Source organism: Agrobacterium sp. fls2-241-TYG-188a (genome assembly GCF_030209845.1).
This window is the reverse complement of record NZ_JARVRD010000002.1, coordinates 342,824-362,556: the sequence shown is the minus strand read 5'-3', so window position 1 is coordinate 362,556 and position 19,733 is coordinate 342,824. Positions and strand designations below refer to the sequence as shown.

Annotated in this window: 17 protein-coding genes; 7 read left to right on the top strand and 10 right to left on the bottom strand. The window is 58.8% G+C overall.

Annotation, left to right across the window (positions count from 1 at the left end):
* Positions 1-161: 161 nt before the first annotated feature.
* Both QRN85_RS08480 and QRN85_RS08475 read left to right on the top strand, forming a co-directional pair.
* Positions 162-914 carry a TlyA family RNA methyltransferase gene (locus QRN85_RS08480; RefSeq protein WP_062587213.1) on the top strand — a complete coding sequence of 251 codons (753 nt, stop codon included), beginning with the start codon at positions 162-164 and terminating at the stop codon, positions 912-914.
* Positions 911-2,161 carry a class I SAM-dependent RNA methyltransferase gene (locus QRN85_RS08475; RefSeq protein ID WP_062586668.1) on the top strand — a complete coding sequence of 417 codons (1,251 nt, stop codon included), beginning with the start codon at positions 911-913 and terminating at the stop codon, positions 2,159-2,161. The genes QRN85_RS08480 and QRN85_RS08475 overlap by 4 nt, the downstream gene beginning before the upstream one ends.
* 50 nt (positions 2,162-2,211) lie before the next feature.
* Here the strand turns inward: QRN85_RS08475 and QRN85_RS08470 are convergent, their stop codons facing one another.
* The 3 genes from QRN85_RS08470 to QRN85_RS08460 all read right to left on the bottom strand — a co-directional run bounded on the left by QRN85_RS08470 (position 2,212) and on the right by QRN85_RS08460 (position 5,179).
* On the bottom strand, positions 2,212-2,532 hold the full coding sequence (locus QRN85_RS08470) for a hypothetical protein (RefSeq protein ID WP_112963989.1): 321 nt from the start codon (positions 2,530-2,532) through the stop codon (positions 2,212-2,214).
* Between the two features lie 94 nt (positions 2,533-2,626).
* Positions 2,627-3,385 carry a crotonase/enoyl-CoA hydratase family protein gene (locus QRN85_RS08465; RefSeq protein ID WP_284757454.1) on the bottom strand — a complete coding sequence of 253 codons (759 nt, stop codon included), beginning with the start codon at positions 3,383-3,385 and terminating at the stop codon, positions 2,627-2,629.
* 9 nt (positions 3,386-3,394) lie between these two features.
* Positions 3,395-5,179, bottom strand: a complete 1,785-nt coding sequence (locus QRN85_RS08460) for an acyl-CoA dehydrogenase (RefSeq protein ID WP_284757453.1) — start codon at positions 5,177-5,179, stop codon at positions 3,395-3,397.
* A 249-nt stretch (positions 5,180-5,428) separates the two neighbouring features.
* Between QRN85_RS08460 and QRN85_RS08455 the strand changes: the two genes are divergently transcribed.
* Positions 5,429-6,424 carry a transporter gene (locus QRN85_RS08455; protein ID WP_284757451.1) on the top strand — a complete coding sequence of 332 codons (996 nt, stop codon included), beginning with the start codon at positions 5,429-5,431 and terminating at the stop codon, positions 6,422-6,424.
* A gap of 162 nt (positions 6,425-6,586) precedes the next feature.
* Here QRN85_RS08455 and QRN85_RS08450 read toward each other — a convergent pair whose 3' ends face one another.
* The 4 genes from QRN85_RS08450 to QRN85_RS08435 all read right to left on the bottom strand — a co-directional run bounded on the left by QRN85_RS08450 (position 6,587) and on the right by QRN85_RS08435 (position 10,209).
* A complete protein-coding gene (locus tag QRN85_RS08450; protein WP_284757449.1) occupies positions 6,587-7,081 on the bottom strand; it encodes a BA14K family protein in 495 nt (164 codons plus the stop codon).
* Between the two features lie 226 nt (positions 7,082-7,307).
* A complete protein-coding gene (locus QRN85_RS08445; RefSeq protein WP_284757447.1) occupies positions 7,308-7,775 on the bottom strand; it encodes a BA14K family protein in 468 nt (155 codons plus the stop codon).
* Positions 7,776-7,879: 104 nt separating this feature from the next.
* Positions 7,880-8,953, bottom strand: a complete 1,074-nt coding sequence (locus QRN85_RS08440) for an FAD-binding oxidoreductase (RefSeq protein WP_062587211.1) — start codon at positions 8,951-8,953, stop codon at positions 7,880-7,882.
* Positions 8,954-8,964: 11 nt separating this feature from the next.
* Positions 8,965-10,209, bottom strand: coding sequence for an aromatic ring-hydroxylating oxygenase subunit alpha (locus QRN85_RS08435; protein WP_062587212.1), 1,245 nt, complete (start codon positions 10,207-10,209; stop codon positions 8,965-8,967).
* 319 nt (positions 10,210-10,528) lie between these two features.
* Here QRN85_RS08435 and QRN85_RS08430 point away from each other — a divergent pair, with 319 nt between their 5' ends.
* From QRN85_RS08430 to QRN85_RS08415, 4 genes are all read left to right on the top strand, one after another.
* The gene (locus tag QRN85_RS08430) at positions 10,529-11,137 is read left to right on the top strand and encodes a DUF6656 family protein (protein WP_062587210.1); all 609 of its coding nucleotides are present in this window, start codon (positions 10,529-10,531) and stop codon (positions 11,135-11,137) included.
* Between the two features lie 107 nt (positions 11,138-11,244).
* The gene (locus QRN85_RS08425; protein ID WP_284757446.1) at positions 11,245-12,222 is read left to right on the top strand and encodes an L-threonylcarbamoyladenylate synthase; all 978 of its coding nucleotides are present in this window, start codon (positions 11,245-11,247) and stop codon (positions 12,220-12,222) included.
* 21 nt (positions 12,223-12,243) lie between these two features.
* Positions 12,244-13,674, top strand: a complete 1,431-nt coding sequence (locus QRN85_RS08420; RefSeq protein WP_284757445.1) for an FAD-binding oxidoreductase — start codon at positions 12,244-12,246, stop codon at positions 13,672-13,674.
* 445 nt (positions 13,675-14,119) lie between these two features.
* Positions 14,120-14,686: a DUF6101 family protein gene (locus QRN85_RS08415; protein ID WP_062586659.1), complete on the top strand. Its 567-nt coding sequence runs from the start codon at positions 14,120-14,122 to the stop codon at positions 14,684-14,686.
* A 64-nt stretch (positions 14,687-14,750) separates the two neighbouring features.
* Here QRN85_RS08415 and ubiA read toward each other — a convergent pair whose 3' ends face one another.
* From ubiA to QRN85_RS08400, 3 genes are all read right to left on the bottom strand, one after another.
* Complete coding sequence (gene ubiA, locus QRN85_RS08410; protein WP_284757444.1) at positions 14,751-15,704, bottom strand: 4-hydroxybenzoate octaprenyltransferase; 954 nt, start codon at positions 15,702-15,704, stop codon at positions 14,751-14,753.
* 120 nt (positions 15,705-15,824) lie between these two features.
* Positions 15,825-17,081 carry a cyclopropane fatty acid synthase gene (locus tag QRN85_RS08405; RefSeq protein ID WP_284757442.1) on the bottom strand — a complete coding sequence of 419 codons (1,257 nt, stop codon included), beginning with the start codon at positions 17,079-17,081 and terminating at the stop codon, positions 15,825-15,827.
* Between the two features lie 156 nt (positions 17,082-17,237).
* Entirely contained in the window at positions 17,238-19,550 is a 2,313-nt protein-coding gene (locus QRN85_RS08400) for a Tex family protein (protein WP_284757439.1), read from the bottom strand.
* Positions 19,551-19,733 lie beyond the last annotated feature (183 nt).

Here is a 19,733-nt window from a genome sequence, read left to right as displayed (position 1 = left end):
TCGAGCCGAAACTCAGCTTGACGTAACGTTAGCGAGCAGCGGTTTATTTTCACTTAAACCCTGATTGGCTCCGACAGTCCCGCCATCAGACAATCACTGCACTGCTGGCATCCCTCATAAAATGCTTGCGTTACGGGCTTTTGACAGTCATTGACACGACCATGTCTAATTCATCTGAAAATCAACGGCTGGACCAGCTTCTGGTATCGCGCGGCCTGTTTGCAAGCCGCTCTCGCGCACGCGACGCGGTCTCCCGGGGTACCGTGCGGGTCAACGGCAAAGTCGTCACCAAGCCCAGCCTCACCTTCCCCGGAAACGTGAAGTTCGAAGTCAGCGATCCCGCGCAGGGCTACGTGTCCCGCGCGGCGCTGAAACTGGTGGCCGCACTCGACCATTTCGGCCTCGACCCATCCGGCCACGAATGTCTGGATGTGGGCGCGTCCACGGGTGGCTTCACCGAAGTGCTGCTCAACCGGGGTGCGGCGCATGTGACGTCCATCGATGTCGGCCATGGCCAGATTCACCCGCGTGTTGAAAGTGACCCGCGCGTCACCAGTATCGAAGGCTACAACGCCCGCTTCCTGACCAGCGACGACATTGACAACCGCCCGATCAGTTTCATCGTTTCAGACGTGTCTTTCATTTCGTTGAAGCTGGCGCTAGCGCCTGCCCTTGAACTGGCAGAGCCGGAGGCAATCGCCATTCTGTTGGTCAAGCCGCAATTCGAAGCGGGACGCGATGCCATCAGCAAGGCGGGGCTGTTGAAGGATCCTGAGACCGCACCGGCTGTTGCCGCAGAGCTGGAACGCTGGTTGGTCGAGGATATGGGCTGGGTCAGCCTTGGCCTCATTCCCTCCCCCATCGCCGGGGGCGATGGAAATGTCGAATTCCTGCTTGGAGGCAGAAAGCCATGAGCACCCAGACCGTCAAGATTCAAAGTCTGGGCGCGCAGGGCGACGGCATCGCGCACTGTCCCGATGGCACGGTTTACGTGCCCTTCGCATTGCCCGGTGAAACGGTGGCGATTGCCCGCATCAAGGACCAGGGCACGGTCATGTCCATTGCCGAACCGGCACCGGAGCGACGCGAACCCGCCTGTCGCCATTTCGGGCCAGATGGCAAAAACGGCACATGCGGCGGCTGTTCGCTCCAGCATATGGCTGACGAACCCTATCACGTTTTCAAACGCAGCCTCGTTGTCGCTGCGATGAAATCCAAAGGACTGGATGTGGAAGTCGGCGCACTCGTTCAGTGTCGACCGGGCGAAAGGCGTCGTGTCGTCTTTACCGCCCGCAAGACAGAAAAAGGGTTGCTGCTGGGCTTTAGCCAGGCCAACAGCCATCACATCGTCGCCATCGAGGAATGTCCCGTCAGCTCGGACGGGATCGTGTCGCGGCTGGACGCCATCCGCGCCATCGGCCTGCCGCTTGCCGGCAATGCCGAACCATTCCGCATTGCCGTGATGGAGACCCTGTCGGGCCTCGATATCTCCTTCGAGGGCCTCAAGGCTGTCAATGACAAGCAACGCCGGACCGTGACCGAAATTGTCCTGTCCATGCGCGGTATTGCTCGCGTGTCGATTTCAGGGGAAATTCTGATCGAGCCGCAAAAGCCGATGATCGAATTCGACGGGATCGCAATCTCTCCGCCTTCAGGCGGTTTTGCCCAGGCCACCAAGCAGGCGGAAGATGCCATGGCGCGGCTGGTCTTGGCGCATGTCGGCAAGTCCAAGCGCATCGCCGATCTGTTCTGCGGCTCCGGCACATTTGCGCTGCGGCTGGCCCGGCTGGGCAAGGTCCATGCGGTGGAAGCGGAAGACAAGCCTTTGAAGGCACTGGATCTGGCGGCGCGTAACACGCAGGGCCTCAAGCCTGTTACCATCGAGAAGCGTGACCTGTTCCGCCATCCGCTGATCATCAAGGAACTCAAGAACTTCGACGCCGTCGTCTTCGATCCGCCGCGTGCGGGTGCGGAAGCGCAGTGCAAGGAGCTTGCCCGCAGCGGCGTGAAGAAGATCGTCGCCGTCAGCTGCAATCCGCTTTCGCTTGCGCGCGATCTCGCCATTCTGATCGAAGGTGGCTACCGGGTCACCAGCGTCACGCCCATCGACCAGTTCTTATGGTCGCCGCATGTGGAAGCGGTCGCAACATTGGAAAAATAAACGGGAAGCCATCGCTCCCCATTGTAAGCCTTGCCGCTACAAGCGGGCGGTTACCATGCCGTATCGATATTGCCATTCCCCACCACGCCGTTGCACCGGCAGCGGCCGCCAACCCGACCCGTTTGCGCGGGGCAGACATAGGGGCGCGAGCGATTGGCGCTATCGGGCGGGGTTACCACGCAGACGAAACCTGGACGACGGCGCTCGTGATTGTTTCTGCGGTTGGATGGGCCGGCCTGGCTGTTGAAATTCTGAACTTCCACCACATCGCTTTGCGCTGGATGCGACGCCCATGGAGACTGAAGACTTGCTGCTTCCGCAATGCTGGAAACAGACATGGCGGCAAGCATTGCGAAGACGATGATGCGCATTGTGGCGGCTTTCTCAGGAGATGATCGATACCGTTCAGGAATATGTCTCATCCCTTCCAGTTTCGTAAAGGCTGTGAGTTTTCACCAACGAGGCTTAACGCCGCATGAACGCCTCGAAGGCTGCCCTTGCTTCCGCACTTTGCAGCTGCGCCGCGAAGTGGATGATTTCCTCATCGATCCTCGCGCGGATATCCGCGCTATCGCCACGCAGCAAATCCCGGGCAATCTTCAGCGCCTGTGGAGGCTTGGCCGCCAGCATCGCGGCGATCCTCAATGTTTCCGCCTCAACCTCCGTCTCGGCCACGACCTTCCAGATCAAACCGGCCTGTTGCGCCTGATCGGCCGAGAAGCCTTCCCCTGCCGCCAACAGAGCGAAGGCGCGCTGGTGGCCCATGATGCGCGGCACCAGCAAGCTTGAAGCGGCTTCCGGCACCAGTGCCAGATCGACGAAAGGCGTTTTGAACAGGCTGCGGCTTGAGGCCACCGTCAGGTCGCAATGCAGGTTCAGCGTCGTGCCAATGCCGATGGCAAGGCCATCGACACCAGAGACGATGGGTTTCTGTACGCCGACAAGCGCGTGGAGGAAATCGCCTGCGGCGAGCCTTCCCTTGCCGCCGGACATGGCAAAGGCCATGAAATCGGCCATGTCATTGCCCGCTGAAAAACAACCGGGAGAACCGAGAAAGGCGATGACGCGGATATCCGCGTCCGCGTCTGCGGCGCCAAGAGCCTCGATCATGGCGCGATACATCGCATCCGTGATGGCATTCTTCTTGTCAGGCCGGTTGAAGCGGATGACCTGCACGCCGGGTGCGGTTTCAGGACGTTCGAGAAGGATATGGTCGGTGGACATGGAAACTCCTCAACCCAACAAGATGCGGGCCGCCTCAAGGCTCGCAGCACCTGACATGACACGATCCTTGAGCGCAGTCGTCTCTGCCAGAAGATTTTCGGCGGCGAATCGGCAAAGCGCCGTGCGGCTCGGCCCCTGCCCGTCATCGACCGACGCAAGCGCGCCCTTGGCGAGATAGGCACCAGTCAGCGCCAGCCCGAACAGCCGCTGATAGGGCGTTGCCCCGGCCAGGGCTGCGGCTGTTTCATCTTTTGCGAGCGCGGCCAGCAGCCATTCCGTTGTCTCTTCCAGATCAGCAAGGCTGCGGTCCAGATAGCGTCCTGTCTCTCCCAGTTCCGGCGTGTTGGAAGCGTGTACCGCCTGCGCGAGCGCCTTCAGTTCACCGATCAGCCCGCGCACCTGCGCACCATCAGACAATGGCAGCTTGCGGGTGACGAGGTCGATGGCCTGAATGCCGTTGGTGCCCTCATAAATGGGCGCGATGCGGGCATCACGCAGATAGCGTGCTGCACCGGTTTCCTCGATGAAACCCATGCCGCCATGCACCTGAATGCCAAGAGAGGCCACATCCACCCCCGCATCTGTGGCGAAGGATTTGGCGACCGGTGTGAGAAGGGCTGCCCGCTCCTGCCAGAACTTCCTGTCCGAAGCTTCTGTTGCGGCATGGCTCATGTCGATGGCGTGCGCGCAGGAAAAGGCAATCGCGCGCGACCCTTGAGTGAGCGCCTTCATGGTCAGCAGCGTTCTGGCAATATCGGGATGCTCGATGATCGGGCTCATGCCCGTGGCCGCGCTACCGGGCGCCTTGCCCTGCGTCCGCTCTTTGGCATAGGCAACGGCCTTTTGCGTTGCGGCTTCGCAAATGGCGACACCCTGCATTCCAACGGCCAGGCGGGCGTTGTTCATCATGGTGAACATGCAGGCCAGGCCCTTGTTTTCCTCGCCGACGAGCCAGCCTATCGCTCCCTTTTCGCGACCGTGACGGCCATCGCCGAAGATCATGGTGCAGGTAGGAGAACCGTGAATGCCGAGCTTATGTTCGAGCGAGTGGCAGAACAGGTCATTGCGCTCGTCCGGTTTGCCTGCCTCGTCCGGAATGAACTTCGGCACCAGAAAGAGAGATATGCCGCGTGTGCCTGCAGGCGCATCCGGCAGGCGTGCCAGCACCAGGTGGATGATGTTTTCTGCCGCGTCGTGCTCGCCCCAGGTGATGTAGATTTTCTGGCCGAAAATTCTGTAGCTGCCATCTGCGGCACGTTCCGCACGGGCTTTGAGCGCAGCGAGATCCGAGCCTGCCTGCGGCTCTGTCAGGTTCATCGTGCCGGTCCATGCGCCGGACACCAGTTTCTCAAGATAGATGGATTTGAGTTCGTCGCTGCCATGCTTTGCCACGGCTTCGACGGCACCCATGGTCAAGGTGGGGCAAAGCGCAAAGGCCATGGAGCCGGAATTCCACATTTCCAGCGCAGCCACGTTGAGGAGATGTGGCAGAGCCTGCCCGCCAAACTCCTCCGGCGCCGTCAGCCCGTTCCAGCCGCCTTCGGCCCAACGACGGTAAAGATCTGCCCAGCCATCGGGCGTGCGCACGGCGCCATCCACGATGGTGGAACCCTGCTTGTCACCGATTTCGGCCAGAGGGGCGACTTCATCGCTGGCGAAGCGACCGGCTTCATGGAGGATCGCATCCACAATGTCTTCGCTCAAATCCCCGAAGGCACCTTTGTCCAGCGCATCCTTGAGACCTGCCACATGTTTCAGCGTAAAAGCGATATCGTCGACCGGTGCGGTATACATCCTGCCTCCTCCCGAAGCGTCTGCCTGCATTGCGATGAACTTCGGGGCTAAATGATTTTTACGTAAACGTCAATTTGAAAAATTGTCTCGCACGCCACCTCGCTGGCGGATAAACTGTCTTTGCGTTGGCGCAATGCGCCATTCGCCCGCCTGCAATCAAACTGTCACAAAACTCTGTTCTGCATGTCTGGTCGCGACGGTCAGGCTTGCTTACGGACTGCCACGATCGCCTTTTCAGGATCAGTGCCCATGGATATTCCCCACCCCGCCATCCCCGGCCTTGTCTGGGCCTACCACTTCCGCCCGGGCATTGAGCCCTGCAGGCGGTTGCCTGCCGATCTGAAGCTTGCGGACCTGCATCTCGATGACGGGTTCTTCTGGCTGCATCTCAATCTGGCCGACAGCCGCGTCGCCAGTTTTCTTGAAAACATGCCGGGGCTGGATGACGGTATCAAAGGCAATCTGACCACGCATGAGACCCATCCCTCGATCGTGGTGGACGATGGCGCTCTTTACGGCACGCTCGTCGATTTCCAGCGAGAGTTCGACCAGGAAACGCGGGATATCGGCTGGCTGCATTTTGCGCTGGGGGAGCGCTACATCATCACCACGCGGCTTCAGCCGCTGCGATCTGTAGACCGGTTGCGCGCTGCCATAGACAAGAACCCGAAGCGGTATTCTACGCCTTCACACGTCTTCGAAGGGCTGGTTGCGGAGTTTCAACGCAGCCTGATTGCACTCGTCATGGAAACGACGGAAGAGTTGAATGCGATCGAAGACTTCGTCTACGACGCTGCTCCCCGCGACGAACGACGGCGGCTCGCGCCCGTGCGCCGCACCGTTGTCAGGCTGCATCGTCACCTGCGCACTGTCTTGACGCTGATGCGCCGCGCATCTGCCGCAGATGAAGAGGAGATGCCGTTCGGATTCGAAGAAATCGCGGCTCGTCTGACAGGCCGTCTTGAAGCCATCGATCACGATGTCTACGCGCTTCAGGAAAGAGCCCGCCTTCTGCATGAAGAAGTGGACTCCAAACTGTCTTCGGAAACCAACCGCCACCTCTATATCCTGTCATTGATGACGGCCTTCCTGCTGCCGCCAACGCTGGTGACAGGTTTTTTCGGCATGAATACAGCCGCCCTGCCCTTTACAGAGGGTTCCAGCGGGACGATCTATGCGGCCAGCATCATCGTCGCATCCATCCTGTTTGCCTGGGTCATCCTGCGGCGTGTCGGCATTCTCTAGAGCCATTCCAGCAAAAGTGGGAATCGGTTTTGCGTTCGGAGTGGCGTAAAAACGAACAGATAGAGTGTTGAAGGCGAACTCGTCTTAACCGGAAACGCTCTAGACAGCAAAACGCCGCCCGGATGGAGCCGGGCGGCGTTTATACTGCTGAGCTTCAAGGCATTAGCCGTATGGCGAATAGCACGTCTGACGTGGGCCGTTATAGGGCTGGAACGTGTTGCTATAGGCATCGTAGGAACGATAGCGACCAAAGCACCAGTTCGTGTGAGCCTGGCTCATGCCAGCGCGGGGCGCTGCGCGGTAGACCGGGCGTGGGCGATATTCAGGTACCGGACGATACACTTCGCGCGGCTGGGCCAAGGCACCACCAATGATCGCGCCCGCACCGAATGCTGCCAGCGGGAACCAATAGCCATTATGGTTGCGATAACCGGGACGATAGTCGCGATAACCACGGTGGCCACGGTAGTAGCCGGGGCGGTGATCACGATAGTAGCCGCGGTCGCGCCAGTACTGGACGTTGACGACACCGTTTTCGGCATTTGTGGCTGCGGCTGGAGCAGCAATAACGGGCATTGCCTGCGCAGGCACTACCGAGCCAACCGCCGCTAAAAGCGAAAAGCCGGCGGCCCAAAGGATTTTCATCGAATTCTGCATTTCATTTCCTCCATCCACGGCCGGACATGTTGCCGGCTCATTGTGAATAACGACGTTCTTCTTGGTATTCTTACCCGCTCACGCAGGAGTATTTATATGTTATTCAGCTTATTGACCGGTAGCTGAACCCAGCATTAACAATGTGTTCACAGTCACTTGATGGCTTCACGATAAATAAAACAGTAAAAGCCCGACATCCGCCGGGCTTTTATGTTGGGCCTATATGTTATGGGGAAACGCACTGTCTGCGCGGGCCATTGTTAGGCTGGAATGTGTTGTCCGAGGCACGGTAAGACCGGTAACGGCTCGCACACCACTGCTGGTGATTGCTGCCGTAGGAAGGCCGAGCTTGGGAGGCTGCACCGCCGATGATTGCACCCGTCGCAAAGGCTGCAAGCGGGAACCAGAAGCCATCGTGCTGGCGGTAGCCGCGACGGTACTCGCGGTAGCCACGATGGCCGTTGTAGTAGCCCTGACGGTCCGAACGACGATAGTCGCGGCGGTCGAAACGGTGGTGACGGTCGCGGTAGATGCGACGCGTGCCATCGCGGTACTGTACCTGGACGACATCCTGGGTCGAAGCCTGTGCAGGCTTCTGCATCGGGACAGGAACCTGAAATGCCTGAGACGGCGTAAAGCTCGTCAACACCATGATCAGAGCTGTCGCAACGCTCGTCTTTCGCAAATTCAGCATGAATATTCTCCGTGTTATGACACTACGCGTTAAGACCGCGCTTCGATGGTCAAATAACGGGAAAACTCCATATTGGTTCCATTGGCGAGATTAGCTGACTATATTCAGGCCTCGACCTGGACGTCCGTCAGCGGTCTTGAACAACAGGCGAGGATGTATCCCTCTTCAATATCCTCATCGAGAATGCCGCCATTGTGGTTCATTTCTACTTCGCCGGACAGCTTGAGCACGCGGCAGGTGCCGCATATTCCGGATTCGCAGGCCGCACCGATGCGAACGCCCGCTGCACGCGCCGTCATCAGGATTGTCTGGCCGGACTGGCATGGCACCTCCTTGCCGGACAGGGTGAAGCCTATCCTGGCCAGCACTTCCCCATCGTCAGGGACGTCGCTGGGGCCGACAACAACGGGAGCGGACGGAGCAAAGCTTTCCTGATGGTAACGCGCCATGTCGAAGCCGGAGGCTTCCAGCATCGAGCGAACGGCTGCCATGAAGGGTTCAGGCCCGCAGCAGAATACGGTGCGATCCATGAAATCATGGGAGAGAAGCGCGATCTTCGCCTTGTCGACCATGCCTTTCAGACCTGACCAGAGGTCGGTGCGGCCGCAATTTTCAACGATGAAACCGAGCGACAGGTTGGGCATGAAGCGGGCGAGATATTCAAGCTCATGGCGGAACACGATGTCGGACGGTGAGCGCGAGCAGTTGATGAAGGAAATGTCGCTTTGGGGTGCCCGGTCGCTCATGTCGCGCACCATCGACATCATGGGCGTGACGCCGGAGCCTGCCGAAATGAACAGATACTTGTCGCCGGGGTGGCGCACATAGGAAAAATCGCCAAGTGGCCCCAGCGCCCGTATTCTGGTCCCGGGTTTGAGATTGTCGAACATCCAGCGGGTGCCGATGCTGTTGGCCTGCGCCTTGACCGTAACCGCAAGCGCATAGGGCCGCGAGGGGCTGGACGAAAGCGTGTAGGTGCGAAACAGCGGCTCCGGCCCTACCGGCAGCTCAAGCGTGACGAACTGCCCGGGGAGATATCGAAACCAGTTGGGACCTTCCGAACGAAAAAGAAAGGTCATTACGTCAGGTGTTTCGGGCGTTACCGAGATACATTCCAGCAGGTGAAGCTTGTCGCTCCACGGCTTCATCTCATCGATATGCTTGTATGTCGTCACCATGTTCGTCGCGGTCATGCGACCGCCGAGAGTTTTTGCCGATCACCGGACAGGCGGTCTATCATGAAATCGGAATACCAGTTCACGAACTGCATGACGCCACCTTCGTCTTCCATGGAATAAGGCCCCGGCTCATAGGCAGGCGAGCGAATGCCGAATGCATTCTCTTCCACGATGCGCCTGTCCTGATCATTGGTCTCGTTCCAGACATGGGTCAGGTTTTCGATGTCGTAGTCGACACCTTCCACCGCGTCCTTATGCACAAGCCATTTCGTCGTGACCTGCGTTTCCTGCGGCCCGAGCGGCAGCACGCGGAAAGAGATCAGGTGGTCGCCAAGGAAATGATTCCAGGTGGTCGGATAGTGAAACAGAAGCAGCGTGCCGATGTGGTCGATTGTGACATCATCCGACAGCGGACGACGCACGGCGCGCTTGCCCGACATGGTGTAGCTTTCGGCATCACCGATCAGCGGCATACGCGCCACCCGGAACTGGCCCTTGGGGTCGATCTTGAAGCGGCTGGGCAGACCGGCGGCTTCGCAGCGGGCCCAATGGCCGCCGATTTCCGGATCGCTGGCGCCGCCATCCGTGCCGGTCACGCTGGGATTTTCCGGATAGGTACGGCAAAGCTCGGGATGGTTGGCAGCGCAGTGGTAGCATTCCCGGTTGTTTTCCCAGACCAGCTTCCAGTTACCTTTTTCGATGATGGTGCTTTCATGCGCCACCTTGGCTTCCCAGACACGGTGTGGCGCCATGTAGGATTCGATTTCGGCTCGCACCGGCGCGAAATCCAGAGGCTGTTGCGCCAAACAGATGAAGACATATCCCGCGACGGTTTCGCAGGCGATCGGCTTCAGGCCGAAATCATCCTTGTTGAACTCCTCGCCCATGTGGCGGGCAAACAGGAGCTTGCCATCCAGATCATAGGTCCATTGATGGTAGGGACAGACCAGCCGCGCCGATTGACCCTTGTGCGTGGTGCAGACGCGTGAGCCACGATGGCGACAGGAATTGTGGAAGGCACGGATGGCGCCATCCTTGCCGCGAACGATGACGACGGCGTAATCGCCGATCTGAACCGTGAGATAGGTGCCAGCCTTTGGAACTTCGCAATCATGGGCAACGAAAAGCCAGTCGCGGTACCAGATATTCTCCATATCGAGCTGGAAGTAATCCTGATCCACGTAGAAAGGCTGCTCCAGGGTGAAGCCTTCACGACGGTTTTTCAGTTGGCGCAATACGGTTTCACGCAAATCCATGGCCATGTCCTCGAAAAATCGCGGTCGCCTCCATGCATATCCCGCGTCATGGGATTTATCTAATCATTCGTGCCGCTTCGCAGCACCACATGGAGCGACATTAGCTTCCGCATTGGCGACAATTTGCGACATGCCGAAAGGCTGTTTTGGGACGATATTTCCTATCGAAAACAGTATTTTGCGTCGATATTCACGTTAAAATGCGTCGCAATACGACACAGTCTGGCACGTCGCAAAGCCGGGACTTGCCGGTTTGCCGGAAAGACAAAATTAACGCCCATCCCCTAAAAATATGTGGATTGCCAATGGGAGTTCTCCGATGGAGAAGGGTACGCAAATCCGCTACTTTGATGCGAAAGCTGCCAAGGCTGCCCCCGCGCGCACCAAAACCGCCCATTCCGACTTCCTGCGCACCGGCAAGATTGCCCGCTACGAAGAAAAATGGGTTCCCAAGGAGCCGCGATATCTCTCCCATGAAGAAGTCGCGGCCATTACCGGTCGAAAGCTGCAGGCAGCCGGGGAAATCACCCATTCCCGGCTTGATTCCTTTCACAAATCCATCCGCTTTCCGAAGATGGTGTTTCATCGCACGATCGAAGCCAGCCCTCATCTGGGTTACTGCCACGTAACGGCATCGCGGACCAGTTTCGACGCCCGCACACCGGTGCTGTTCTCATTCTATTTCGCCAATTTCTTCTCTGAACTGTGTGGCGACGAGAACTTCTTCGAAAACATCGATCAGCGCCAGTCACGCATGTATTTCGCAATTGCCATGGATATGGCGGGCGACAAGACCGTGCAGATCAACAAGGCGATCCATCGTGACGGCCTGCTGTTTCGCACGAGCGACCCAAAGGTGGCGCTCAAGAACGTGCTGATGCTGGGCACCCGCTCAAATGAAATGCGCAAATTCATCCAGTCGCTCTAGCCCGTCACGGCAAACGGCTTTCCAATCCGCCGGAATACCTCTAAAGAATGCCGCGCAAAACCGTGCGGCGCTTTTCAAGGCGACGCGCCCCTTAAGGTGCAGCATTCATGGCGCGTCAGATTAACATCGAAGAAGACAGGGACATGGCCCTTCGCGAGGGTGTAAGCGTCCTCGCCTCCGGCCATCCCGTCGCGATACCGACGGAAACCGTCTATGGACTTGCCGCAGATGCGACAAACCCGGTTGCCATTGCCCGCATCTATGAAACCAAGGGCCGACCGCAGTTCAACCCGTTGATCTGCCATATGGCGAGCCTTGCCATGGCAGAAGACCATGTGACCTTCGATCCGCTTTCCCGCAGGCTGGCGGATGCCTTCTGGCCAGGGCCGCTCACACTTATTCTGCCGCTGAAAGCCGAAAGCCCGATCCATTCACTCGCGACCGCTGGTCTCGACACCGCTGGCGTTCGCATCCCCGAAGGCTTTGCCGCGGAGCTGATCAACGCTTTCGGCAAGCCGCTTGCAGCCCCCAGCGCCAACAGTTCCGGCAAGATCAGCTCGACCAGCGCCGCCCATGTCGAGGCCGATCTGGGCGACCGGGTCGAGCTCATCCTGGATGGCGGCGCATCGCCTGTTGGCGTCGAATCCACCATCGTCAAGATCGAGGCAGACGGGACCGCGCGGCTGTTGCGTCCCGGCGGCATCGTCGCGGAAGACATCGAACGGGTTATCGGCGTTCCGTTGATGCGTCCTGAGAAAGCTTCTGCTGCAATCGAAGCGCCGGGAATGCTGGCATCACACTATGCCCCGACGGCAGCGGTTCGCCTGAACGCCGTTTCTCTTGAGGCAGGCGAAGCGCTGCTTCGCTTTGGCGACGCCGACGTTTCGGGCCAGGAGAATGCTGCGGTCATCATCGAGCTCAGTCGATCGGGCGATCTGGTGGAGGCAGCAAGCCGCCTCTTCGACGCCATGAAGACTGCTGACGCAAGCGGCGCCCACAGCATTGCCATCACTCCCATTCCCCATCACGGTTTGGGCGAAGCCATCAACGACAGGCTGGCGCGAGCCGCCGCGCCCAGACCCTGACAACCTGCCACGAGGATCATCATGACGACGAATGCCCTGCCCGACGATCTGATCCAGCGCTTCGTATCCATCGTGGGAGACAAGAACGCCGTGCGCGACGAGGCCGGTCTGGCACCCCATCTGGTCGAAAATCGCGGTCTATATAAGGGCTCCTCGTCGCTGCTGCTGAAACCCGCCTCGACGCAGGAAGTTTCTGCGATCATGACGCTCGCCAGCGAAACGGGAACCGCCATCGTGCCGCAGACCGGCAATACCGGGCTTGTCGGCGGCCAGACACCCCGCAGCGATGGCAATGATATTATACTGTCGCTGGAGCGGATGAACGCCGTTCGTGATACCGATCCGGTGGCCAATATCATCGTGGTGGACGGCGGCTGCATTCTCGATACCGTGCATGAGGCCGCCGACAAGGTCGAGCGCATGTTCCCCCTTTCGCTGGGGTCGCAGGGCTCTTGCCGCATCGGCGGCAATCTTGCCACCAATGCCGGTGGCACAGCCGTTCTGGCCTATGGTAATATGCGGCAATTGTGCCTTGGTCTTGAGGTCGTCTTGCCGACCGGTGAAATCTGGAACGGCCTTCGTCGGTTGAAGAAGGACAATACGGGTTACGATTTGCGCGATCTCTTCATCGGTTCGGAAGGCACGCTTGGCGTCATCACCGGCGCGGTGCTGAAACTTTTCCCTAAGCCGAAGGGCCATCAAGTGGCTTTTGCCGGACTGAATTCTCCTGACGATGCGTTGACGCTGTTCGAGCGTGCCTCGACACTGTGCGGTGCGGCCTTGACGGGCTTTGAACTGATGCCGCGCATCGGCATAGAATTTACCGCCAGGCACATCCCCGGCGTTCGCGATCCGCTGGAGACACCGCACCCGTGGTATGCGCTGATCGACATCTCCACCTCGGATACCGCCGAGACTGCGCAGACGATGATCGAAACCTTGTTGGAACAGGGTTTCGAGGCGGGGATCGTACAGGACGCGGTCATCGCCTCATCCGAGGCACAGCGTCAGGCGCTCTGGCACATGCGCGAAAGCATGTCGGATGCGCAGAAGCCGGAAGGGGGCTCCATCAAGCACGACGTCTCCGTTCCCGTATCGAAAATCCCGGATTTCATGGCACAGGCGGAGGCTGGCGTCCTTAATGCCATTCCCGGCGCGCGCATCTGCGCCTTCGGCCATCTGGGCGATGGAAACATTCATTACAATATTTCCCAGCCGGTCGGGGCCGACAAGGCAGACTTCATCGCCCGCTGGCGCGAGATCAACCACATCGTCCACGGAATCGTTCTTGCCCACGGTGGTTCGATTTCTGCCGAACACGGCATCGGACAGTTAAAACGTGACGAGCTTGCCGATATTCGTCCGGGTATCGAAATGGAACTGATGCGTCGGATCAAGACAGCATTTGACCCTGCGGGCGTCATGAACCCCGGCAAGGTCGTAAAGATCTAATCCGAAAAGAGCCTGTCTGTGCGGATTCGGTGCGTGGTTCAGCCACGCGCTTCGGTTGTTTGCGGCGGACAGGCAGGCGTCAAATCGACCTAATCCCCGCCCATTTTTGGCTTTCGCGTATTTTGCTGTTGTCAACGCTCTTTCCCCTGCGCAAGCTGGTTTCAGGGGTGACCTGCGCGGGGGCAACGAGCGGGCATTCGGCAAAATTGCATTTTTGATGGAACTGATGCTGGCACAACCGGTGGCAAACCGGCACGCGTGTCAATTCAGGAATTTGAAACCCTGTCAGGCTGCTTTTTGCTAACCATTTGGGAATGCAAAGTTTTCTTAACCTCGATTTTTAAGCTGTCTCGAAGATGCCGCCGCTATCTTCTCCCTATCAGAGGACGAAAAGTCCCGGACGAGGCCATGAAACGGCTCTCAGGTAAAACAAGGATAGCATGATATGACCAACACTGTTCTGAAGCCCGAATGGGCAGGCGCTACTCTCCGGCTTGACCCTACACGGTTTCCGCAGCAGCTCACCTATGGCAAGGACAAGGGTTCAGCCGATGTCGCTATCACGCTCGATGAGCGCGGCGCAGTTCTTCGCAAGGTTTTGAATTCCAGCGGCCTTCCGCTTTCTTTCGCGCTGCCGGCCCGCGCCTTCAAGGGTGTGGCCGCCCGCGCCATCGACCATGGTGATGGCCGCGTTACCGTGACGCTCGAACTGCATCACGATGATCCGGACCTTTGCATTCCGCTGCTGGTGGCGCATGACCTTTGCGACATCGCGGCTGACTGGCGCAGTTGGTCTGAAGCATACCGTATTCCAATGCTGATGGTTGAAGCCGACGGCGTTGCGCGCCCTCTGGAAGACCATCTTGGACATGTGCGGACCAAGGCCACCCGCGCCCGTCGCCGTCACTCCTACTTTGCCGAGCGTCGTCCACGCTTCCTCGTGCGCCGCAGCACCGGATCGCTGGGCATGACCATGCGCATTCAGGGCAAGGAAATCATCGCTCGCAGCTGATACACAGCCGCTGCCATTCATCAAAAACCCGGCGCGTTGCGAAACGCCGCCGGGTTTTTCAGTTTCAAGCGATGATGAGCGGCAGGAGCAGCCCGCAGAAAATCAACAATCCGACCCGGTTGTTGGATTTGAACAGTGCCAGACACTGCTCGACATTGTTGATATCAAGCACCATGACCTGCCGCACCAGGAGAACGGCGGAAGCGGCAAGGCCGAGATAGCCAGGCCAGCTGACCCCGGCGGTTAGAAATGCCAGGAAAATGAAGAGGAGTGCGGCACCGTAAAGGCCGATCAGCCAGCCATGGGTCCGGTCTGCGAACAGAAGCGCGGTCGAGCCGATGCCGACCGTCACATCGTCCTCCTTGTCCTGATGGGCGTAGATCGTGTCGTAACCGATGGTCCAGGCAATCGCCCCGATGTAGAGCAGTAATGGCGCAAGCGACAAGGCTGCGAACTGGCCCGCCCAACCCATCAGGGCTCCCCATGAAAAGGCAAGCCCCAGAAAGAACTGCGGCCAATGGGTGAAGCGTTTGGCGAAGGGGTAAATCGCGACAAAGACAAGCGATGACAGGCCGACGATGATCGCGAACCCGTTGAAGCACAGCAAAACGACGAGCCCGGCGAGCGCCTGAAGGACGATGAAGATCTTCGCCTGTTTGCGGCTGACCCTGCCGGATGGCAAAGGTCTGGAGCGCGTTCTGGCAACCGCCATGTCGATCTTGTGATCCACAAGATCATTGTAGGTGCAACCGGCCCCACGCATGGCCACGGCACCGGCAAAGAAGAGGAACAGGTGAAAGGCCAGAGTGGCCCAGGAAAACGTCCCTTGAGCCAGCGCCGCGTTCGACGCCATGGCAGCAGACCAGAAGCACGGCCACATCAGCAGTTCCCAGCCGATGGGACGATCCCACCGGGCCAGCTGCGCGTAAGGCCAGAGGCTTCTCGGCAATACCCGATAGACCCAGTTGTTGGATGGCGCGTCTGAAACGCGGCCGGAAAGATCGTTTTGGTCAACCATGCAAGCGTTCTACGCTCGACATTTACGAAGCGTCAAGCAAAAGCACAGGCGCGCGATTTCAAGGCCAAAACCAAACGCCTTGGCAGCCAGAAACAATGAAACTGCGGGCTTGCGCGCCTCTTAGAAACTCACCTTTTCAAGCGGTGGTCGCGTTCTCTCGAACTCCAGCAGCCTTGCCTCATTGGCGGCAATATAGTCCCGGTTATCGGGCACGACGCCGCCGCGTTTGGTCAGCTGAAGCTGGAAGACGTGAAAATTTTCATGGGTGAAGGCCATTTCCGAACCGGCAAGGTAGAACTCCCACATGCGGAAGAACCGTTCGTCATAGAGCCCGATGGCCTCTGCCCTGTTGGCGACGAAACGTTTGCGCCACTCGCGCAGGGTATGGGCATAGTGCATCGGAAGAATTTCTATGTCGCGAACCAGCAGGCCGCTCTTTTCCACTGCGGGCAGAACTTCCGAGAGGGCGGGAATATAACCGCCGGGGAAAATATATTTTTCGATGAAGGGATTGGTCGCGAGCGGAGGGCTGGGCTGGCCGATGGAGTGAAGCACCATGACACCATCCTCATCCAGCAATTGCGCCGCCTTCTGGAAATATTCGCGGTAATGGGTCGGCCCGACATGCTCGAACATGCCCACGGAAACGATGCGATCATACTTGCTTGACGCGGCAAGGTGGCGGTAATCCTGAAGCTCGAAACGCAGCTTGTCACCCAGCCCGCGCTTGCCTGCCCTGTCGCGGGAAACGCGCAGCTGCTCCTCGCTCAACGTGATGCCGGTAACATCGACATCCGAGCTTTCGGCGAGATACATCGCCATGCCACCCCATCCCGAACCTATCTCGAGAATGCGCTGACCGCGTTGCGGCATCAGCTTTGCGGCAATATGGCGCTTCTTGGCTACCTGTGCCTCATAAAGGCTTATTCCCGGCGGGTTGAAGTAGGCGCAGGAATATTGCCAGTCTTCATCCAGAAAAAGATCGAAAAGCTTGGCGCTGAGATCGTAGTGGTGGGAGACATTGTCCTTGTTGTGGTTGACGGGCAGATGCATCCTGATCCGTGCGGCGATGATGCGCGCCATGCCGCGCCAGATCATCCCGAAGGTGAGCGCTTCGCTCAACGTGTTCTTTTTGATCAGCGCCAGAAAATCGTAGATGTCCCCCTCTACGACAGCCATTCGCCCTTCCATGTAGATTTCGGCAAGCCTGAGAGCGGGGTCCCTGGCGATATCGTCCATCGCCTCCTCGTCAGTAAAATTGAGCGCAACGCGCTCGCCGGTGCCGTCGCCAAAGACATGCAACCCACCGGGACCGGTGACGACCAGATTTCCAGTTTTGACTATTTTGCCAAGCAAACCATGCAGAGACGAGGCCATTCCACCTCCCAACAAGCTAAGTCTCACTTATCAATCGAGACTTAAGCTATCGCTTTCAAACAAAGTTTCAAGCGGCATGGTTTTCAAAAAAATTGAACGATTTCAAAATCAAGGGCGACGCCTCCAGCTTGGTGGAGGCGTCGATACAACCTGCGATCAGCGTTTCTTCATTGCTTCGGCCAGTGCTGCTGCCAGAGCACCCCCGCTTTGCGACCCCTCGTTGCGGGCCTGGGGTTTGGCCGAAGCGTGCCGCATGGCACTGGCATTTCCTTTTTCGCGCATCGGCGCCGGGGCGGCCTCGCCGCCATCCTTGCGCATAGTGAGGCCAATGCGCTTTCGCTTCACGTCCACCTCGACAACACGCACCTTCACCACATCGCCCGCCTTCACCACCTCATGCGGATCCTTGACGAAGCGATCGGCCAGTTGCGACACATGGACCAGCCCGTCCTGATGCACGCCGATATCCACAAAGGCACCGAAAGCGGCAACGTTCGTGACCGTTCCTTCCAGAAGCATTCCGGGCTTGAGGTCGGTAATCTCGTCCACGCCATCGGCAAAGGTCGCCGTCTTGAAGCTTGGACGCGGATCTCGGCCCGGCTTCTCCAGTTCGGCAATGATGTCTTTTACGGTCGGCAAACCGAATTGCTCATCGATGAACTGCTTTGGGTCCAGCGACTTCAATGCCGCACTATCGCCCATGACCGAGCGCAGGTCGCGACCACAGGCGGCAACGATCTTCTTGGCGACACCATAGGCTTCCGGGTGCACGGAAGACGCGTCCAGCGGCTCTTTGCCATTTGGAATGCGCAGAAAGCCCGCGCATTGCTCGAAGGTGCGCTGGCCGAGGCGCGGCACCTTGAGAAGTTCCTTGCGGCTGGCGAAAGGTCCTGTCTGATCCCTGTGCGTCACGATGGCATCAGCAATGGAGGCGCCAAGTCCTGAAACGCGGGCAAGAAGCGGAGCGGACGCGGTGTTCAGATCAACGCCAACAGCGTTCACCGCATCTTCCACAACGGCATCCAGCGAGCGAGACAATTTTCCCTGATCGACATCGTGCTGATACTGGCCAACGCCAATCGACTTGGGTTCGATTTTCACCAGTTCGGCCAGCGGGTCCTGCAGACGCCTTGCGATGGAAACGGCGCCACGCAGCGAGACATCCAGATTGGGGAACTCGGCCGCAGCACTGGCTGAAGCGGAGTAGATCGACGCGCCAGCTTCCGAGACGATAACCTTGGTGGGCTTGGTGCCCGACAATTGACCGAGCATATCTGCTACCAGTCGTTCCGTTTCGCGACTGCCCGTGCCATTGCCAATGGAGATCAACTCGATTTTGTGCTTGGCGATCAGGCCAGCAAGTTCCGCCTGCGTGCCGCGAATATCGTTCCTGGGCGGGAATGGATAGACGGTGGTGGTTTCCAGCAACTTGCCGGTGCCATCGACAATCGCCACCTTGACGCCTGTGCGGATGCCGGGATCAAGCCCCATGGTGGCGCGCGAACCGGCGGGCGCTGCCAGCAGGAGGTCCTTGAGGTTGCGGGCAAAGACGTGAATTGCCTCCTCCTCCGCCCGTTCACGAAGCTCCCGCATCAAATCGAGCGAGAGCGACATGGACAGCTTGACGCGCCATGTCCAGCCCGCGACCTCCATCAGCCACGCATCTGCCGGGCCGCCGCTGCGGATATCGAAAGCGCTGGCGATGGTGCGCTGCGCGGGTTTGACGGGCGATGGATCGTCCGCATCCACGTCGATGGTCAGCGTCAGGATTTCCTCGTTCCAGCCACGCAGCATGGCCAGAGCGCGGTGGCCGGGTACGGTCGCCCATTTTTCGGAATGGTCGAAATAGTCGGAAAACTTCTCGCCCGCTGCCTGCTTGCCCTCCACCACCTTGGCCCGGAAGGTGGCATTGTGGCGCATGTAATCACGCAGGCGACCGAGCAGATCGGCATTCTCGGTCATGGTTTCGGCTACGATGTCTCGCGCGCCTTCGAGCGCCGCCTTGACATCTGCGACGTCACCCTGGACATAAGCCTGCGCAAGAGCGGTCGGGTCGGCGTTGCGATTGTCCCAGATGGCCTGTGCCAATGGGCCAAGGCCCCGCTCGCGGGCAATTTCGGCACGGGTGCGGCGCTTCGGCTTGTAGGGGAGATAGAGATCTTCGAGTTCTGCCTTAGTGGTCGCCGACACGATCTTGACCATCAGCTCATCGGTCATCTTTCCCTGACCATTGATGGAATCGACGATGGAGGCACGACGGGCGTTGAGTTCGCGCAGATAGGACAGCCGTTCCGCCAGCGTGCGAAGCTGCGTATCATCAAGCCCGCCGGTAACTTCCTTACGATAGCGCGCGATGAAGGGAACGGTCGCACCTTCGTCCAGCAACGTTATCGCCGCCTTGACCTGATCGGCACGGGCATTGATTTCGGAAGCGATGAGCGGAGCAAGGCGGGCATTATCTGCGGACATTTTGTTCTCGAAACTGTTTTGAAAAATCTGCCCGAACATAGATGCTGATTGTGGCATGACAACAGGAAGCTTCGGCGGTTCCACAGAAAAGCCCCGGGTGAAGAAACGTGGCTGCTTGCTGTGGCGGGACAAAGAGCAAAGAAGCATAGAGTTAGGCGCTTTGTTCTTGACCTTTCCGCCCCC

Excerpts from the sequence above, each read along its gene's own strand:
- QRN85_RS08480 (WP_062587213.1), top strand. The coding sequence starts at position 162 with ATGTCTAATTCATCTGAAAATCAACGGCTGGACCAGCTTCTGGTATCG.
- QRN85_RS08475 (WP_062586668.1), top strand. The coding sequence starts at position 911 with ATGAGCACCCAGACCGTCAAGATTCAAAGTCTGGGCGCGCAGGGCGAC.
- QRN85_RS08470 (WP_112963989.1), bottom strand. The coding sequence starts at position 2,532 with ATGCGCATCATCGTCTTCGCAATGCTTGCCGCCATGTCTGTTTCCAGC.
- QRN85_RS08465 (WP_284757454.1), bottom strand. The coding sequence starts at position 3,385 with ATGTCCACCGACCATATCCTTCTCGAACGTCCTGAAACCGCACCCGGC.
- QRN85_RS08460 (WP_284757453.1), bottom strand. The coding sequence starts at position 5,179 with ATGTATACCGCACCGGTCGACGATATCGCTTTTACGCTGAAACATGTG.
- QRN85_RS08455 (WP_284757451.1), top strand. The coding sequence starts at position 5,429 with ATGGATATTCCCCACCCCGCCATCCCCGGCCTTGTCTGGGCCTACCAC.
- QRN85_RS08450 (WP_284757449.1), bottom strand. The coding sequence starts at position 7,081 with ATGCAGAATTCGATGAAAATCCTTTGGGCCGCCGGCTTTTCGCTTTTA.
- QRN85_RS08445 (WP_284757447.1), bottom strand. The coding sequence starts at position 7,775 with ATGCTGAATTTGCGAAAGACGAGCGTTGCGACAGCTCTGATCATGGTG.
- QRN85_RS08440 (WP_062587211.1), bottom strand. The coding sequence starts at position 8,953 with ATGGTGACGACATACAAGCATATCGATGAGATGAAGCCGTGGAGCGAC.
- QRN85_RS08435 (WP_062587212.1), bottom strand. The coding sequence starts at position 10,209 with ATGGATTTGCGTGAAACCGTATTGCGCCAACTGAAAAACCGTCGTGAA.
- QRN85_RS08430 (WP_062587210.1), top strand. The coding sequence starts at position 10,529 with ATGGAGAAGGGTACGCAAATCCGCTACTTTGATGCGAAAGCTGCCAAG.
- QRN85_RS08425 (WP_284757446.1), top strand. The coding sequence starts at position 11,245 with ATGGCGCGTCAGATTAACATCGAAGAAGACAGGGACATGGCCCTTCGC.
- QRN85_RS08420 (WP_284757445.1), top strand. The coding sequence starts at position 12,244 with ATGACGACGAATGCCCTGCCCGACGATCTGATCCAGCGCTTCGTATCC.
- QRN85_RS08415 (WP_062586659.1), top strand. The coding sequence starts at position 14,120 with ATGACCAACACTGTTCTGAAGCCCGAATGGGCAGGCGCTACTCTCCGG.
- ubiA (WP_284757444.1), bottom strand. The coding sequence starts at position 15,704 with ATGGTTGACCAAAACGATCTTTCCGGCCGCGTTTCAGACGCGCCATCC.
- QRN85_RS08405 (WP_284757442.1), bottom strand. The coding sequence starts at position 17,081 with ATGGCCTCGTCTCTGCATGGTTTGCTTGGCAAAATAGTCAAAACTGGA.
- QRN85_RS08400 (WP_284757439.1), bottom strand. The coding sequence starts at position 19,550 with ATGTCCGCAGATAATGCCCGCCTTGCTCCGCTCATCGCTTCCGAAATC.